We start from the raw sequence: 17,669 nt of genomic DNA, 5'->3' as shown, positions 1-17,669 counted from the left end.
CTGTCATTCCAGTGTTTTTGCTTATCCGGCCGACGTTGGCCGCCAGGTCTTTTGCGGCATCCGCCAGTCGATGCCCTCCAGCAGATAGCCGAGCTGCGCAGGCGTGATCACTACCGTGCCATCGGCCGCTGACGGCCAGATGAAGCGTCCTCGCTCGAGCTTCTTGGTGAACAGGCAAGCTCCCTGGCCATCATGCCAGATCACCTTGATCAGGCCACCGCCTCGGCCGCGGAATACGAACAGGTGACCGCACATCGGGTCGCGCTTCAGCGCCTCCTGCACCATCAACGACAGACCGGGGAAGCCCTTGCGCATATCGGTGTGGCCCGTCGCCAGCCAGACCTTCACACCACTCGGAACTGGGATCATCGCAGCCCCAGCACGCAATCGAGAATCCGGCCAAGCGCGTCAGTATCGATGTCGCTATCCACGCGGACGCGCCGACCCCGTCCAAGCTCGATCGTTACATCGCTGCGCTTCCGACGAGGATGGGATGTGGTGGGCGGTTCCGGTTGAACTGGAGATACCGCCGGCGCGGCCTCCGACACGATCACCGGCACCAAAGTCGTCGTGTCAGACCTTGGCCTCTCGATCCGGCAAAGCTCTTTGCGCCAACGGAACAACTGGCTGACATGGATGCCGGCCGCGCGGGCAATCTCGGAGATGACCGCATCTGGCTCAAAGCAGGCAGCCACGAGCCGCCGTTTATCTTCGCGTGACCAGCGCCGACGGCGCTCCACAGACGTGATCACCTGAATTGGATGCTTCGTCATATGACTACTCCTAGTGTTACCACTAGGACTGGCAGTCAGCAGGCCGTCATCGCAAGACGGCCTTCACCGTGGGCTTACCATGAAGGCGCCCCACCCTACCACGCCATGAAACATTGCCACCGCATCTTGATGCAGCCGGCTTCCTAAGGGCGGCCGATGTGGCAGCGCTAAGCGCGGCAATGTCAGGCGTGAAAGCTATAACAGCGATCATTAACTTGATCTCTCAATACTCTCATGGATCCCAAACAACCAACTGACCGAGCCTCGGCGGCCACAGCCCCAAATCATCTCGCACTGCAATGGGCAGCGCGTCACGCTGTTTTATAAGGAGGGCGTTATGGATTGCAGCTTCAAGGGGTTCCGTTTGGCCGCGGGAAGTATGACCCATAGGAACCACTTCACCAACTATCCTTTCAACGTCGCCCCAGACGACGATGAGATGCCCCGGATAAGCTTGTGCTGTTTGACTGTCCACACGGTAAAATCGTTGCATCTTTCCCTGCCTCAGCGTCATGGACGCCGCTGATTAGTCGTTGCGCGCATGAGCGTAAGAGCCTGAAAATCCGACAAGCCAGCGTTGACGTTCTGACCTTGCGAGCTGCCGTGACTTACCATGCTGCGCATCCTGAGTTAGGAAAACGCAACGCTCATTAACCTAACCTGCATCCAACGGCGTTGTTCCGATGTTGATTGGGACGCCTAAAGCGCGGCCTCGATCCGCGCCGCTGTCGGCTGGCATAGAAAGGTCGACCCAGCTCGCTTAACTGACGTCCGAAAACGGAGATCACTCCGGGCAGTGCACGAGGATCAGCCGGTCAAGAGACCGCTGCGGCCACCGATCGGCTGAGTAAACGCCTTGCGATGCGCAAGCGTCGGCTTTTTCCAAACGAACATTTTGGCGACGACGATGAGGCAGAGCCGTGGTGTCTCGAGCGCGGGCATTAACGAACACTTAGCACTACTCTTTGCACCTTTCCTGAAACTCGCCCTAAAAAGGGACGGCAAATCTGGGCGCTTGCAGAGACTTCGCGAGCCCGCCGGATTTCCTTCGAGACCGAGGATGCAGACAGTCTCGGTCGGATCAACATCTCGAAAGCTCGCACTGCGTAGTCGTCGTCATAGTGCTGCCACAGAATTCGGTCCAATCGATGAAAAACGTTCGGTGGCTCTACATGAAATCGATGGTCGTCTTTGCCTTGTGCAGCGCGCTCTTCGCGGGAAACGCCAATGCGCAGTTTTACCCCCCTCAGCAGGATTACGGAGATTATGACGGGTATGGCTACGACGACCCGTACAGTCCGTATCCGCCGCCTCCCTACGATGAGAACGACCAGCGCTATCTTGAACCCGGGTATCGGGAACCGCGCTATCGGGCGCCAGAGCTGGAGCGTCAACGGCCGTCGATCAATATCGGCCGCGGCACCATCGAAATCTCAACACGCCGCAGAACGCTGACTTACACGACGTCGCAGGGACAGCAATTCGTCTACCCGATCGCCGTCGGACGGGAGGGAAAACAGTGGTTTGGAACGACGCGGGTGGTCGCCAAGCGCGAACATCCGGAATGGCGACCGACCGCAAGCATGCGGGAAAAAAACCCGCGGCTGCCCGCGGTCGTCGCCCCTGGCCCCCAAAACCCGCTGGGAACGCGCGCGATCTACCTTGCCGATGGTCTGTTGCGCATTCACGGGACCAACGATCCGTCCTCGATCGGCACAAAGGCTTCAAGTGGCTGCTTTCGGATGTACCGGCAGGACGTGGAGGAGCTGTACGAGCTGGTCCAGACCGGAACAAAGGTCATTGTGCGATAGCGTCCTGCCCCTCACCATCCGCCCACTTCATAGTAACTGACCCTCGGCGGTCAACACGGCTGTGCAGCAGCACCGTTTGAAACGTTGACCCTCGCTTTTCTTGCACATTACAAACTCCAGCCAAATGGCTGCCGGGGCCCTTCACAGCATCCCCATCGCAGGAACCCTTGCCGCCGCCACCGCTAGAGCTTTTGCCGCCCGGGACGCTATGACGACCTGGACCGGCTCCCCCACCCGGCGCCCGGGCCATTTGCTTTTGCGCCTGCCCCAGACGCGCCGTCCGAACCAACTGGTACTGGTGCATTCTTTCCTGGACCGGCTGCTTTGTCCTAGCCGTCTGGCCCAAGGAGACGTTATCGCCGACTGGCGTCGCTCCGTCGGCGCGCCTTGGCCGGCCATTCCTCGCGTTCATTCGGGATCACCCGGATCTCTTCTTAACAAATGCTAAACGCTTTCACTTCAATTTGAACCACCTAGAACTGCGGGGTGAACGATGTCGATCTGGAAAGATAAGTCAGGTAATTTCGCGGTTATGACCGCAATCGTCGCCGTGCCACTGATTGGGGCCGCTGGGATGGCGACTGACTTCTCCATGGCCCTGTCACGAAAGGCCGATTTGCAAGCTGCAGCGGATGCCGCCGTCCTCGCTGCGGCATCAATGCCGTCGACGTCGGTCGACAACATGAAAATAGAAGCAACCCGTGTTTTCATTGCCAATCTGAGCGGCGATCTAGCCAAGTCTGCCAGTGTCGACGATCTCCAGGTCTCGGCGTCCAACTACATTACCCTGAACGCCAGGACCCGTGTTCCGCTGACGATCGGTCAGATCCTGTTCCAAGACAACCTCGAGGTCGCCGTTTCTGCGCAATCAGTGCGCTCCGGCTATCAGAAGATCGAGGTTTCGATGGTGCTCGACAATACGGGATCGATGTCTGGTCAAAAGCTGACAGATCTGAAGGCGGCAGCGAACTCCTTGCTTAAGGTTTTCGAGACGGCATCGAATGTGAATGCTCGCTTCTCGCTGGTGCCGTTCTCACGATACGTTAACGTCGGGACAGAAAACCGGGGGCAGCCTTGGCTTAGTGTACCTAATGATACGTCTGAGGTCAGAAATACCTGCACTACCTCGAAAAAACTCCTGTCCAAGTCGGGCTGCAAAATGGTTCCGACCACCACTACGAATGACGGCGTGACCACGACGGGGCAGAAGGAGCAATGCGACAGCTATACATATGACGAGCCCGTCACCACCTGCTCCGATAAAACTTTCAACTATACCTGGAACGGCTGCGTCGGTTCGCGGCCAAGTCCGCTCGACGTCAACGACGTTCAACCGGCGACCAAATATACTGGGCTGCAGAATACCACCTGCGGGTCGGTCGTCATGCCGCTGACCAACAACTATACTTCGTTACGCATGGCGATATCTAAGATGGCTGCTAAGGACGAGACCTATATTCCTGCGGGCATCCTGTGGGGTTGGAACACCCTGTCTTCGCAAATGCCCATGGAGGAAGCTCTTCCAAAGGGTAATGGCCTCAGCAAATTCATTGTCTTAATGACCGATGGCGCCAACACTTTGTCTCCTAACAAGTCGAACTACCTTCAGCACACAGGGACCGACGCCGCAAAGGCCAATGCGTTGATGTCCAGCGTCTGCACAAATGCGAAGGCGGCCGGCATCACGATCTTTACGGTGGCCGTCGGCGTCACGGGCCCGACAGCCGCCGGCCTCGCGTCTTGCGCCTCCGACAGTTCGAAAGCCTATGCGATGGAAGATTCCGCCAAGCTGGTGGACGTGTTCAAGACAATCGCCGGGCAGATCATCACGCCGCGGCTAACAATGTAGTGCGCCGCAGATCACGCGGCCTTGCAGCAATCTTGTCGGGCCAGGCCATTAAGCGTTCAACGGCTTCATCCGGGATGCCGTGGCACCCTCTCCGTGAACGTTTGGGTGTCCAGCGGTTGAGTAGAGCGACCGATGCTTTAGCAATTGGATCACCAGAGTTCGATGACAGGAGCCGCCGCTGTCATTTCCAGCCGCATGAGGGCGAGAAGGAACGTAACGGAATAGTGCGCATCGCCATGGCCTTGCATGGCTCACCAAAGGCCGGCGCGCCAACCGTTGCGACACGTTTTGGACATTTTGAAAGCCACTGCAGGAACGAACTATCCTGGTCCGCATTTGTCGTAGCAGCTTTCGGCAAGGGTTGCTGCGAAAATGCGAGAGGTTTGATGGCTGGCCATGTTATAGAAGTTTGGAGATATCCGGTATCGAGCTTGGGCGGCGAGAAGCTCACCTCGGGCGAAATCTGCCTCTCGGGCATAGCCGGGGACAGGACGCATCTGCTCGTTGACCTCGATAACGGTCAAGTCGCCTCTCCCGAAAGCGACCTTCGTTGGCGCAAGGCTTTGTTGATGGCAGCACGCATTGAAGGTACATCAGTGGTTGTCTCAGTTGGAAAGCACGAGGCCAGTCATGGAAGCGAACTCGATAGACTGGTAAGCGAGCACATGGGCTTCCGGTGCGGCATACGAGCTGCCGGAACCAAGGTGTCTCTCACCAATGGGTCGACGGTCTGCCTCAAGCCAAGGTACGACGTCACCCCGCTTCACCTCATAACGACATCATCCCTACGCGCTTTATCGCTCGAACTTGGCAAAAGCTTTATCGACACACGCCGCTTCCGGCCAAATCTGGTGATCAGCACTGAAAGCGATGACCAGGGCTGGGTAGGGCAATCGTTCCACGTCGGCGTTGGGGGCGGCGGGCTGGTAAAGGAGGTTGCCAAGCGTTGCGGCATGACCATGATCGCCCAACAAGGAATTGACGAGGATGCCGAGGTGCTTCGTACCATCGTCAGAAAGCGGCATCGAGCATTCGGCGTCTATGCAACCGTATCCTCGGTGGGCGTCGTCGGTGTAGGCGATCGATTTAGCCTTTCAGTCGAAACCGGGAATGGCAGTAACTGACTGACTTTCCCGAGCGCGCTCCTGATCGATTCAGAAACGATCTCGCCCATATCGCTTGCAGATGTTATGCCCTGGACGAATGGCAGCTTGTGCAACAGGAAAGGCACCGATACGCAGTAGAGCTGGTTTGTCAAGTTCGCTTCGAACTTCGGCCGGAAGCTTTCATCGACGTCGATCCCCCCTGTGGGCCTGAGATCGTACCCGTCGCCACCCAGGCTATTGGTCGGTGTCTGAGCCTGCCGGATGACGTCCTGGCGTCGGAGGCTCTCGAACGGAATGTCCTTTGCGGAGAGAGGATGTTGCCCGGTGGCGTCAATGAAAGCCGCGAAACGGATGGGCGAGGAAGCAGCGACAGTCAGCTCGACCCCCGGCTGACCGTCGGTCTTTTCGATCGTGTAATCAGAACCCGTTGCCATCACCTCTAGCTTCCCGGCATTGTGCAACGCCAAGAGCCGCTCAATGGATTCATGTGGAACCGTCGCATAATCGTCCACGAAGACCGTTTTGAAATATTTATGGAAGCGTCCCAGGTCGCCGTTGCTGAAGTGCGGCACCGCTCGTGCAATGACCTCATGCATGCGCAGGATAGCGTAGCGCCAAGGAACCGTGTTGCGCTCGATCTTATCCCGTTTGGCCTGTGCGAGAACACGGCCGGCCCATACGAACTGGTCGCTGGCTGTCCGTTCGCGGAAGTATCGATCGGAAATATCTTCTACCGTCGCAAGGGCCAGTCCAATGCGTGCAGCAAAATCAGGATCCGCACGGGCAAGCTCCTGCTTGAAGAGATCGAACACAGCGTCCAGAAGCCTGTCCGGTTCATCGTGCACTGCCTGCTCGACCGCCATCGGTGTACATATAGCCAATGGCTCGTAAGGGATAGGGCAGTAGAAATCGGCCTCAGGAAGCAGTCCCTTCCTCGACATCATCGTGATGTGCAGGTCCTCGCGACCTTGCAAAGGCTGGTACAGCAGCGCCCCCATATCGTCCCGCAGGAACATCCCGTGCGCCGTCGCCACCGAAACCACGGCGTCAATGCCACTGAGGGACGTTCCAAGAACGCCGACCTTGACGGCCTTGATCCGCTTGATAGCAGCTGCGGGCCATGGAGAGGCAAAATAGCCCGGAGATGTTTCTGTATCCTGCGGCCAGTCATGACCTGTTGCCATCACAACATGATCGAAGCTCAACCGGCAAGGCGAACTCTCGCTGCTTGTTGCCGTGACTGTTAGATCATGCGCATTCAATGCGATGTCGGCGATCCGGCAGCTTCCCCGGACGTCAATCGTGTGACCCGCCGCATGGCCACGCCTGACCAGCTCCCAAAACTGCGCAGCAAAGTAGTCACCAAGAACGATGCGGGGATAGAACTCGCGCTCGCCGATCGCGTCGCGTGCTATGCCGAGATTCTGTAGCTCCTCGTTGGACCGCGATCTGAGCCAGCCTACGAGGCTGTCAATGATCGGCGGAATCTCGATGCTCGCTATATTCGCCAACATAGCCTTGTCGTTGACGGCTGGATGGTAAGGAGTGCCTTTACCGGGGTCCGGACTTTCCTCGAAGACGGTGATCGAAAGTCCAGCCGGGTGCGAGATGAGCCCCTTGAGAGTATAGATCCCCGTCGGTCCCGAGCCGATGATCGCGATCCTTGCCATGCTGTTCCCGTAGCTGCTTGAAGGAGGAGCCGGACGGCCCGGCCCCATGGTTTGTTTCACGTCAAGCGTTGTAGGTCGTCAGTCCTCGACGGACCATGCGCTGCGAACATCAGCTTCGCTCTTGGAGAGGTGCACATGCTCATCGACATGATCCACCCATTCCAAGGGAACGAAATGATGTTTTCCATCGTCGGAGTCGGTCTTGGTAAGCTTGAAGCGGCTGTCGCCGTCCATGTGGTCGACCGTGCCGACATGCGCTCCGTCCTGAGAGATGACTTCCATGTGCTCGGTAATCTGTTCTGCTCGTATCATCATTTGCTCCTTTGCTGGCGGCGAGGAACGTGTAGATGATGATGATGTTCCATTGTCATCAATGCGAGGGTTCACATGAGAATGGGAATATGACGGTCGCCAAATACGCTGCCTCGTCATAGGCCCGCGCGAGGCTTTCTGTATTCGTGCACTGCAGCGACCGATAAGGGAAGATCCACCGGATCGGCTTCGAGGGAGCCTCATCGGTACTGAATTTGAAATATTGGCGCCGTGCGGGGTGCCGCCGACAGCGGGGCGCTTGACAGGCGAACGTTTCGGCTGACGCCAGATCCCACGCAGGCGCGATAGCCACCGCGTGATCCTGGCTGCGCAGCATCGCAGCCGAGACAATGCCCGCAGGCCGGAACCCATGGAGGCCGTCCAAGTTCTACTTTCATGTAAATGGTCAGATGGGGCGTGATGCGTAGAGCGATCTCATTTCTTGTCGCCTTGTTTTTGATGGCTGACGCAGTATGGATGCTATGGTGGTTGACCGGTGCTCTCAGCGTCTGGACCACTCCCATAGTCGCTATTCCGACCGTTTTCCTATTGCTAGCCGGTATCGCCTTGGCTTGGGAAAACATTTGCAGCTGGCGGGGACGGCGGCAACCGGAGAAGCGTTAGTTCGGTTGCCGCGAGGTCTCATCGAAGGTCTGAGTGGCAATACCCTACGGCAATCATCCCGCCGGCGTTCCGAACAGGTCCTTGAACTGACGAGGCTGGCTGCGAAGATATTGTTCGGGCGCATCAACGGTTTCCCCGAAATGCGCGGCAGCGTGCCACGGCCAGCGCGGATCGTAGAGGATCGCTCTCGCGATCGCAATGAGATCAGCATCCCCCGTTGTCAATATGGCTTCCGCCTGTTCGAAGTCAGTAATGAGACCGACAGCGATCACAGGTATCTTGACTGCATGTTTGACGGTGCGCGCGAAGGGTACCTGGTAGCTTGGACCGATTGAAATCTGCTGGTGAGCCGAGAGCCCGCCGGTCGAAACATGGATTGCCGAGCACCCTCTCGCCTCCAGCGCCTCGGCGAAAACGACGGTCTGAGCGTTGTCCCACCCCCCCTGTGCCCAGTCGGTCGCCGACACGCGCATCGTCACAGGCTTGTCGGAAGGGAAAGCCTCTCTGACCACATCGAAAACTTCCAGGGGAAACCGCATGCGGTTCTCAAGCGAGCCGCCGTACTCGTCGGTGCGTTTGTTTGACAGTGGTGACAGGAACTGATGCAGCAGATAGCCATGTGCGCCATGGATCTGCACAGCGTCAATCCCGAGAGCGGCAGCACGTCTTGCGGCGTCTGCAAAAGCACCACGCACCCGCTTAAGTCCGTCTCTATCGAGTTGTTGAGGCGGATCGTATTCAGGCTTGAACGCAACAGCGCTAGGAGCGGCGGTTTTCCAGCCGTTCTTTTCGCCTGGGCTCAGCTGATGACCACCAAGCCATGGCTTCTCAGTCGAGGCCTTGCGGCCAGCATGGCCGAGTTGGATCGCAACAGGCATGTTGGACCACCGTCTGACACTGGTCAGCACACGATCCATCGCGGCCTGACAGCCATCGGAATATAGGCCGACGTCACCGTAGGTTATCCGACCCTCTGGTAAGACTGCTGTCGCCTCGATCGTAAGAATGCCCGCGCCCGAGAGTGCGAGATGGCCAAGGTGAATGTGATGCCAGTCAGTCATTTCGCCGTCGGCAGCCGAGTACTGGCACATAGGCGCGATGACGATGCGGTTTCGCATGTTGAGCGACCCGATACGGATAGGCGAGAACAGTCTTGTCTTTGACATGTGGGCTCCTCTACGACGCACAGCTATGACGCTGGTGACAGCCGGTTGCAAGTGCATCTCATACGCAACACGCCTGACACCGTGCCATTTGAAAGGAGATCAAGAAGGGTTTTCGTCGCGGCACGTCAGGCGCGATCATCATGATTTAAAACGACACCGGAGCACCGGATGAGACAGCGTCGAGCGCCTGGCCGCCATCAAACGTTTACCTACCGGCAATACTGCTGCCCGTGATTTTTTCGATTCGAAGCACAGCGCCGTCGTTGGAAGGAACCGCTCTCAGTTGCCGAAAGTCGTCGACCGCCTCGTGTTCGCTTGCCAGGGGAGGATTATGAACGGCGCTGATCAGCAGGATGTTGCCCCCAGCAGCTTCGCCAGCGTTCAGACCCGGCATCGTATCCTCAAAGATCAGGCAATCTCTTGCATTGACACCCAGCTTCTCGGCGCCGAGAAGATAGGCTTCGGGATCGGGCTTCCCATGCACGACTTCCTCAGCCGTTACGAGAAACTCAGGTACAGGAAGTTGTGCAGCCTCCAGTCGACGCAGCACAAGCTTCTTCGAAGACGATGTCACCAGTGCCCACCGTCGCGCCGGCAGACTGTTTAAGAATGTCTGAGCGCCGGGAATGGCAACCACGTCCTCGATGTCATCAGCTTCCTCGGCTTCAATTGCCGCGGCTTCCCGTTCGGGATCTACCCCCGGCAGGTTCAATCGCCGGATCGTATCAACCGACCTCGATCCGTGCATTTTCGCAAGAAGCTCATGTGGATCTAATCCGTGGCGAACGGCCCACCTGCCCCAAACCCGATCAGTTGAAGCTGCTGAGTTGATGATCGTGCCGTCCATATCGAAAAGGAAGCCGGCAAATGGCTTTGTGAAAACAGAGATCATGAATAGCTCTTCCCGCAGTTCGTGTTTCGGACTCGCGGCAGCCAACCGCGTGAAACACGTGTGGTACCGCCTTCTACAGTCAAGGATGTGACCTGACCTTTTCTGACATCCAGCCATCCACTGGTGAGATCTCACGCGCACGGCCGCTCTATCAACGGCGGCCTATTTCTGGGGCATCGCGATGATCGCACTGATCACGTTTTTGAGGGGCCTCCCGTCAATGGTTCGTGAAGATTATGGACCTGGACGCGAGGTCCACGCGGTGCTTCGGCAGCTTTGTTATCTACGATAACCGCAGACGACGGACGCGTGTCGTCCCCTCAATCAGTTCACCCGATATCTAAACCCGGGAGCATTGATGCGCTCTCGCTTCCGACCCGAGCGGTGAGCTCGTCAGAGCATTATCGGATTGTTTGGACCGGACTGGTTGCAGCGTGACCCATTCTAAAAAGAACGCATCATCGACATATCAGCCCCTTGCGAAGACGCTGCTTGCGCTACTGACCAATTCAACGTGCTGGAAAGCATAATCGCCAGCCGCCGCTCCATCCGCTCTCAGGATTGCCTGGACGATAAGATCGTGCTCTTGAAATGATCTTGCCAAACGGTCAGGCAGGCGGAACTGGGCGCTGCGAAAAGGTGCAAGTCTGGCACGAGTTGCAGTCGCTAGCTCGAAGATATGATCGTTGCGCGCTCCGCGATAGAGGCGGGTGTGGAATTCGGCGTTATGCGCGGCGTATTCATCCACGTTAAACTGATGCACCAACACCTTTGAACCCTCGTGTTGGCGCTCGAGCAATCTGCGCTCGTCAACGCTCATACGCTCGGCACAAAGCCGGGCGCATATTCGCTCGAGCTCAGCCATCGCCTCGAACATCGAATGAAGATAGTGCCCAGAAACATTTGCAACAACTGCGCTGCGGTTGGGCTCGCGGGCAACCAGCCCCATCGCCCCGAGTTCGCGCAAAGCCTCGCGCACCGGTGTGCGGGAGACGGCAAAGCGGTCGGCTAGCGAGCCCTCATCGAGCTTTTCGCCCGGTAGCAGTTCTCCCGTCACAATCAGATCGGCAACTGCCCTCACCATCTGTTCGACGGTGTTACCGGCTCTAATGACCTCTCTTTTTCGTATCCGCGGCAACGCCCTGCCTTCTCTCAGCAATCTGCATACAGATGATACAGATTTACGAGATAGTCAAATATCTAGATAATTCAGGGATTTAAAAACTCGTCCACGAATCGAAGTTCGAAAGACGTTACGCAGAAGGCGTAATTTTCACCATGGAACCTGTTTTGATTATAAAATCATCATTTTATCCAACGAAAGTGCATACACTTTTATCAGGTGCGGCTGAATGTCGATTTTCAACTCCTCTTTTCAATGACTTAGGAACTGGCACGGCCATTGCATACACTTTTTCGTAACCCTTTTTATCGGCCCAGCCGTCAAGGAGCCTGCAATGACCGACCTCCTTCCCATGAACCGCCGCAAATTTCTGACTGCTACTGCTGCCGGCGCCTTCGCCGCAACCGTTACCGGCCTCACCGCGTCACGCTCGCTCGCCCAGAATGCTCTGACCATTGGTTTCATCTATGTCGGCCCAAAGGATGACTACGGCTACAACCAGGCGCATGCCGAGGGTGCCGCCGTCGTCAAGGCGATTCCCGGCGTCACCGTCGTCGAAGAAGAAAACGTCCCCGAGACCGTAGACGTTCAGAAGACCATGGAATCGATGATCAACCTCGACAGCGCAACGCTGCTCTTCCCGACCTCCTTCGGCTATTTCGATCCGCACATGCTGGCCATGGCCGCCAAATATCCGGATATCCAGTTCCGCCATTGCGGCGGCCTCTGGCAGGAGGGCAAGCATCCGAAGAATACCGGCTCCTATTTCGGCTATATCGGCCAGGGCCAGTATCTGAACGGTATCGCCGCCGGCCATACGACGAAGAGCAAGAAGATCGGCTTCGTCGCAGCCAAACCAATCCCGCAGGTCATCCAGAACATCAATTCCTTCCTGCTCGGCGCCCGCAGCGTCGATCCGACTATCACCTGCCAAGTGATCTTCACCGGCGAGTGGTCGCTGGCGGTCAAGGAAGCGGAAGCGACCAACGCGCTGATCGATCAGGGCGCCGACGTCATCACCTGCCATGTCGATAGCCCGAAGGTCGTCGTCGAGACGGCGGCTGGCCGCAATGCCTTCGTCTGCGGCTATCACGCCAACCAGAGCCCGCTGGCTCCTGAAAAATACCTGACCGGCGCCGAATGGGCCTGGGGCAACGTCTACACCGACTTCGTCAAGAAGGCCCAGGCCGGCGAAAAGCTCGCCAACTTCGTCCGCGGCGGCCTGAAGGACGGCTTCGTCAAGATGAGCCCGCTCGGACCGGCAGTGCCGGAGGCAGGCCGCAAGGCGTTCGAAGCGACGCATGCGGAAATCATGAAGGGCGGCTTCTCGGTCTTCAAGGGCCCGATGAAAGACAACAAGGGCAACGAGGTGATCGCCGGCGGCAAGAGCTTCGCCGAGGACGCGATCGAGCTCGAGAGCATGGATTATCTGGTCGAGGGCGTCGTCGGATCCACCGCCTGATGGATTGAAGGGAGAAGTGCCATGACGGTCGAGACCCACGATCCCGCAATGACAGCCGCTCCTGCCAAGCCCGCCTCGCTGCGCCCGGCCATCGAATGGCTGGCGCGGCGCACCGAGCCCGTCGCCATCGGGCTCGTGGCCATCCTGATCGGGCTCGCGCTCTTCTCCCTCTTCATCCTCATCATCGGCAAGTCGCCGGCGATGCTCTTCCAGCTGATGTATACCGGCGGTTTCGGCAGCTGGTTTTCGATCCAGAACTGCCTGAGCCGAGCTTCCCCTCTGCTGCTGACGGCACTCTGCGTAGCACTTCCCGCCCGTCTCGGCCTCGTCATCATCGGCGGCGAAGGCGCTGTCGTGCTCGGAGGGGTCGCAGCGGCGGCGATCGCTCTGCCACTCGTCGGCTTTGCGCCGGTCTGGCCGACGCTGATCCTGATGGGCCTGGCGGCAATGGTTGCAGGCGGCTTGTGGATCGGCCTTGCCGGCTTCCTGCGCCACTATCGCGGCGTCAACGAGACGATCTCCTCGCTGCTGCTCGCCTATATCGCCATTGCCCTGATGAACCAGTTCGTCGAGGGACCGCTGCGCGATCCGGCCAGTCTCAACAAGCCATCCACCGCGCCGTTACCGGCCGAATACATGCTCGGCAAGATCCCCGGCATGGACGTCCATTGGGGTCTGGCGATCGGCATCGCCGCCTGCATCCTCTCCTGGTTGCTGATCGAGGCGACCAGCTACGGCTTTGCCGCGCGCATCGCCGGCGGCAACGTCCGCGCCGCCCAGATCCAGGGCCTGCCGGTCGGCAGGCTGATCACCGGCTTCACCGCGATCGCCGGGAGTTTTGCCGGACTGGCGGGCATGATCGAGGTGGCGGCCGTCCAGGGCGGCGCCAATGCTTCGCTTGCGGCCGGCTACGGCTATACAGGCATCCTCGTCGCCTTCCTTGCGCGGCATAATCCGCTGGCCATCATCCCCGTTGCCATCCTGCTCGGCGGCATCGATGCCTCGGGCGGTCTGATCCAGCGGCGCATGGGCCTGCCGGACGCCACGGTTCTCGTCCTCCAGGGCACGCTCTTCATCGTCATCCTGTTCTGCGAGACCTTCTACGGCCGCTTCAAGATCTTCAATCCGGACCTCTGGAAAAGGAACCAGTGATGGAAAGTTCAGGCATCGGCATCTGGGGTGTTCCGCTTGCAATCCTGGCCGGCGCGATCCGCGTCTCCACCCCCTTCATCTTCGTCAGTCTCGGCGAGACGATCACCGAACGCTCCGGCCGCATCAATCTCGGCCTCGAAGGCACGCTCGTCTTCGGCGCCATGACCGCCTATGCCATCGCCGTCATGACCGGCTCTCCCTGGCTCGGCGTACTCGCCGCGATGGGGTCGGGCGCGATCTTCGGCTTGGTGCACGGCTGGATCTGTAAATGGCCGAAGGTCAACGATATCGCCATCGGCATCGCCATGATGCAGTTCGGGCTTGGCCTCGCCTTCTTCCTCGGCAAGCCGTTCATCCAGCCGGTTGCCCCGCGCCTGCCGGCCATCCCGCTCGGCTTCTGGTCGGCGAGCCCGCAGATACAGGCCGCCCTGAACATCAATGTGCTGTTTGTCATCGGCGCCGCGTTGGCATTCCTGCTCTGGTGGGCGTTCCGGAACATGCGCGTCGGACTGATCCTGCGGGTCGTCGGCGACAGTACCGATGCGGCGCGTGCCATGGGCATCAATCCGGACCGCGTCCGTCTGCTCGCCACGGCCACCGGCGGCTCGCTGGCAGCGATCGGCGGCGCCTATCTGTCGCTCTACTATCCCGGCTCCTGGAACGAGGGGATCTCCTCCGGACAGGGCCTGATGGCCGTCGCGCTCGTCATCTTCGCGCGCTGGAACCCGATCGGCTGCTTCTTTGCGGCACTGCTCTTCGGCGGCGCCGGTGCGCTTGGTCCGGCATTGCAGTCGGTCGGCGTCACGCAGGGCTATTACCTCTTCTACGCCGCCCCCTACGTGCTGACGCTCGCCATCTTGATCGCCACCTCGTCGCCCAACCGCTCGCTGACGGGCGCGCCGGGCGCCCTGTCACTGACGAAATGAACCAGAAAGGAGCCCAGCCATGAACGGCCTAGGCGGTTTGAACAAATCGGAGCACGGTGTCGGCATCGGCCTCGTCCAGCTGCAATTGCCGGTCACCGTCACCAGGGCGGACCTTGCGCGCCAGACGCAGGTGATCGTCTATCTCGTCGGCAAGGCGAGACGCAATCAGCCGGGCATGGATCTCGTGGTCTTCCCCGAATATGCCCTGCACGGCCTGTCGATGGACATCAATCCGGATATCATGTGCAGCCTCGACGGTCCTGAAGTCGCCGCCTTCAAGCAGGCCTGCCGCGACAACGCCATCTGGGGCTGCTTCTCGATCATGGAGCTGAACCCCGGCGGCATGCCCTACAATTCCGGCATCGTCATCGACGATCAGGGCAAGCTCAAGCTCTACTATCGCAAGATGCATCCCTGGGTCCCGATCGAGCCATGGGAGCCCGGCGATCTTGGCATTCCCGTGATCGACGGCCCGAAGGGCGCGAAGCTTGCGCTGATCATCTGCCACGACGGCATGTTCCCGGAAATGGCCCGCGAATGCGCCTACAAGGGCGCCGAGATCATGATCCGCACGGCGGGCTATACCGCGCCGATCCGCGACAGCTGGAAGTTCACCAACCAGTCCAACGCCTTCTGCAATCTCATGGTCACCGCCAGTGTCTGCATGTGCGGCTCCGACGGCACCTTCGATTCCATGGGCGAAGGCATGATCTGCAATTTCGACGGCACGATCATCGCTCACGGCACATCCGGCCGCGTCAACGAGATCATCACCGCCGAGGTCCGTCCCGATCTCGTCCGAGAGGCACGTCTCGGCTGGGGTGTCGAAAACAACATCTACCAGTTCGGCCATCGCGGTTATGTCGCGGTATCGGGTGGCGCCGGTGACGCGCCCTACAGCTACATGCACGACCTGATCGCCGGCCGCTACCGCTTGCCCTGGGAAGACCAGATCAAGGTCACCGACGGCACCTCCTGCGGCTTCGACACGCCGGCACGCCGCTACGGCGAAACCCTCAAACCCGCTGCCGAATAGGACAAGACGATGGACACTCTGGTCGAGACCAAGATGCATTACATCACCGCCGACCCCTATCCCTGGCCGTATAATGGCGCGCTGCGACCCGACAATACCGCTCTCATCATCATCGACATGCAGACCGATTTCTGCGGCAAGGGCGGCTATGTCGATCACATGGGCTACGACCTGTCGCTGGTCCAGGCACCGATCGAGCCGATCAAGGCGGTGCTTACAGCCATGCGTGCCAAGGGCTATCACATCATCCATACCCGCGAGGGCCACCGGCCCGATCTCGCCGACCTGCCGGCCAACAAGCGCTGGCGTTCGCAACGCATCGGCGCCGGCATCGGCGATCCCGGCCCCTGCGGCCGCATTCTCACCCGTGGCGAACCAGGCTGGGACATCATCCCCGAACTGTACCCGGTCGCCGGCGAGACGATCATCGACAAGCCCGGCAAGGGTTCCTTCTGCGCCACCGACCTGGAGCTGATCCTCAACCAGAAGCGTATCGAAAACATCATCCTGACCGGCATCACCACTGATGTCTGCGTCTCGACCACCATGCGCGAAGCCAACGACCGCGGCTTCGAATGCCTGCTGCTCGAAGACTGCTGCGGCGCCACCGATTACGGCAATCATCTCGCCGCCATCAAGATGGTGAAGATGCAGGGCGGCGTGTTCGGCTCGGTCTCCAATTCGAACACTCTGATCGAGGCGCTGCCCTGATGTCCTCAATGCGTGCCCATGTCTATCGCGTTGCGGCAGCCGGCCCCGACGACGTCTCCGGCGTCGAGGCGCTGTTTGCCGCCGGGCTGAGGCCGGAAAGCGTCGTTGCCATCCTCGGCAAGACGGAAGGCAATGGCTGCGTCAACGACTTCACCCGCGGCTTTGCCAGCCGCAGCTTCGAAGCGCTGTTCGCGAGGCATGACGTCACCGGCGTCTGCCTCGTCATGTCCGGCGGCACGGAGGGCGCGCTGTCGCCGCACTGGACGGTCTTTTCCCGCGAAAAGAGCGAGGCGCCGGCGGGCCGCGCGTTGGCGATCGGCACCGCACGTACGCCGGTCCTTCCCTTCCACCATCTCGGGCGCCGCCAGCAGATCCTGATGGTCGCCAACGGTGTGAAGGCGGCGATGCGCGATGCCGGCATCGATGACCCGAGGGACGTGCATTTCGTCCAGATCAAATGCCCGCTTCTGACGCTGGCCCGCGTTGGCGTCGCCGAGAACGAAGGCGAGGCGGTCGCGACCCGCGACACGCTGAAATCGATGGGCCTGTCGCGCGGTGCCTCCGCCCTCGGTGCCGCCGTCGCCCTCGGCGAGGCCGACCCAGGTTCGATTGCCGACGCCGACATCTGCACGCGCTACGCCATCTTCTCTCGCCGCGCATCCACCTCCGGCGGCGTCGAATTGCTTGACCATGAAATCGTCGTGCTCGGCATGGGCAACGGCTGGTCCGGTCCCTTCGCGATCGACCATGCCGTGATGGAGAATGCGATCGACACATCCTCCGTGCTAAAGGCACGCGATCGTCTGCCCGCCAGTGCCCGTCTCACCGCGGTGCTCGCCAAGGCTGAGCCCGACCCGTCGGGAAAGGTCGGTGGTCTGCGCCACACCATGCTCGACGATTCCGACATATCAGGCACACGCCATGCCCGCGCCTTCGTCGGCGGCGTGCTCGCCGGCGTCTTCGGCATGACCGATCTCTATGTCTCCGGCGGGGCCGAACACCAGGGTCCCTCCGGCGGCGGTCCCGTCGCCATCATTGTTGAAAAGGAGAGTTGAA

General features: G+C 59.6%; 16 protein-coding genes. 9 read left to right on the top strand and 7 right to left on the bottom strand.

Annotated features, from left to right (window positions below; translation table 11 throughout):
- Positions 1-21 precede the first annotated feature (21 nt).
- Positions 22-369 carry an IS66 family insertion sequence element accessory protein TnpB gene (gene tnpB / locus ACEN84_RS01125; RefSeq protein ID WP_008536653.1) on the bottom strand — a complete coding sequence of 116 codons (348 nt, stop codon included), beginning with the start codon at positions 367-369 and terminating at the stop codon, positions 22-24.
- Positions 366-773, bottom strand: a complete 408-nt coding sequence (gene tnpA / locus ACEN84_RS01120) for an IS66-like element accessory protein TnpA (RefSeq protein ID WP_413708905.1) — start codon at positions 771-773, stop codon at positions 366-368. The genes tnpB and tnpA overlap by 4 nt, the downstream gene beginning before the upstream one ends.
- A gap of 1,172 nt (positions 774-1,945) precedes the next feature.
- On the opposite strand from tnpA, the gene ACEN84_RS01115 reads away from it, so the two are divergent.
- From ACEN84_RS01115 to ACEN84_RS01105, 3 genes are all read left to right on the top strand, one after another.
- The gene (locus ACEN84_RS01115; RefSeq protein WP_148195175.1) at positions 1,946-2,584 is read left to right on the top strand and encodes a L,D-transpeptidase; all 639 of its coding nucleotides are present in this window, start codon (positions 1,946-1,948) and stop codon (positions 2,582-2,584) included.
- A gap of 493 nt (positions 2,585-3,077) precedes the next feature.
- Entirely contained in the window at positions 3,078-4,433 is a 1,356-nt protein-coding gene (locus ACEN84_RS01110; RefSeq protein WP_112715979.1) for a pilus assembly protein TadG-related protein, read from the top strand.
- Positions 4,434-4,549: 116 nt separating this feature from the next.
- On the top strand, positions 4,550-5,557 hold the full coding sequence (locus ACEN84_RS01105) for an MOSC domain-containing protein (protein WP_413708904.1): 1,008 nt from the start codon (positions 4,550-4,552) through the stop codon (positions 5,555-5,557).
- Here ACEN84_RS01105 and ACEN84_RS01100 read toward each other — a convergent pair.
- The 5 genes from ACEN84_RS01100 to ACEN84_RS01080 all read right to left on the bottom strand — a co-directional run bounded on the left by ACEN84_RS01100 (position 5,473) and on the right by ACEN84_RS01080 (position 11,287).
- A complete protein-coding gene (locus ACEN84_RS01100) occupies positions 5,473-7,209 on the bottom strand; it encodes an FAD/NAD(P)-binding protein (RefSeq protein WP_413708903.1) in 1,737 nt (578 codons plus the stop codon). The two genes, ACEN84_RS01105 and ACEN84_RS01100, sit on opposite strands and share 85 nt — an antisense overlap.
- Positions 7,210-7,287: 78 nt before the next feature.
- Positions 7,288-7,521 (bottom strand): DUF2171 domain-containing protein, encoded by a 234-nt coding sequence (locus ACEN84_RS01095; RefSeq protein ID WP_413708902.1) that lies wholly within the window; start codon positions 7,519-7,521, stop codon positions 7,288-7,290.
- A 677-nt stretch (positions 7,522-8,198) separates the two neighbouring features.
- Complete coding sequence (locus ACEN84_RS01090; protein ID WP_413708901.1) at positions 8,199-9,311, bottom strand: NADH:flavin oxidoreductase/NADH oxidase; 1,113 nt, start codon at positions 9,309-9,311, stop codon at positions 8,199-8,201.
- Positions 9,312-9,516: 205 nt separating this feature from the next.
- Positions 9,517-10,203, bottom strand: a complete 687-nt coding sequence (locus ACEN84_RS01085) for an HAD-IA family hydrolase (RefSeq protein ID WP_413708900.1) — start codon at positions 10,201-10,203, stop codon at positions 9,517-9,519.
- Between the two features lie 469 nt (positions 10,204-10,672).
- Positions 10,673-11,287 carry a GntR family transcriptional regulator gene (locus tag ACEN84_RS01080; protein WP_413709012.1) on the bottom strand — a complete coding sequence of 205 codons (615 nt, stop codon included), beginning with the start codon at positions 11,285-11,287 and terminating at the stop codon, positions 10,673-10,675.
- Between the two features lie 373 nt (positions 11,288-11,660).
- On the opposite strand from ACEN84_RS01080, the gene ACEN84_RS01075 reads away from it, so the two are divergent.
- Genes ACEN84_RS01075 through ACEN84_RS01050 form a run of 6 tightly spaced genes read left to right on the top strand, consistent with a single transcriptional unit; the run spans position 11,661 to position 17,668 of the window.
- A complete protein-coding gene (locus ACEN84_RS01075; protein WP_413708899.1) occupies positions 11,661-12,788 on the top strand; it encodes a BMP family ABC transporter substrate-binding protein in 1,128 nt (375 codons plus the stop codon).
- Between the two features lie 21 nt (positions 12,789-12,809).
- On the top strand, positions 12,810-13,940 hold the full coding sequence (locus ACEN84_RS01070) for an ABC transporter permease (protein ID WP_130279538.1): 1,131 nt from the start codon (positions 12,810-12,812) through the stop codon (positions 13,938-13,940).
- Positions 13,940-14,866, top strand: coding sequence for an ABC transporter permease (locus ACEN84_RS01065; protein WP_112715961.1), 927 nt, complete (start codon positions 13,940-13,942; stop codon positions 14,864-14,866). The genes ACEN84_RS01070 and ACEN84_RS01065 overlap by 1 nt, the downstream gene beginning before the upstream one ends.
- A gap of 19 nt (positions 14,867-14,885) precedes the next feature.
- Positions 14,886-15,902, top strand: coding sequence for a formamidase (locus tag ACEN84_RS01060; protein ID WP_413708898.1), 1,017 nt, complete (start codon positions 14,886-14,888; stop codon positions 15,900-15,902).
- A 9-nt stretch (positions 15,903-15,911) separates the two neighbouring features.
- Complete coding sequence (locus ACEN84_RS01055) at positions 15,912-16,613, top strand: cysteine hydrolase family protein (protein WP_203431202.1); 702 nt, start codon at positions 15,912-15,914, stop codon at positions 16,611-16,613.
- Entirely contained in the window at positions 16,613-17,668 is a 1,056-nt protein-coding gene (locus ACEN84_RS01050) for a ring-opening amidohydrolase (RefSeq protein ID WP_413708897.1), read from the top strand. The genes ACEN84_RS01055 and ACEN84_RS01050 overlap by 1 nt, the downstream gene beginning before the upstream one ends.
- Position 17,669: the final 1 nt, after the last annotated feature.

The organism is Rhizobium sp. Rhizsp82 (genome assembly GCF_047325115.1).
In the GTDB taxonomy this organism is placed as follows: Bacteria; Pseudomonadota; Alphaproteobacteria; order Rhizobiales; family Rhizobiaceae; genus Rhizobium.
Note: the sequence above shows the minus strand (reverse complement) of the source record. Positions and strands in the feature narration are given on the sequence as shown.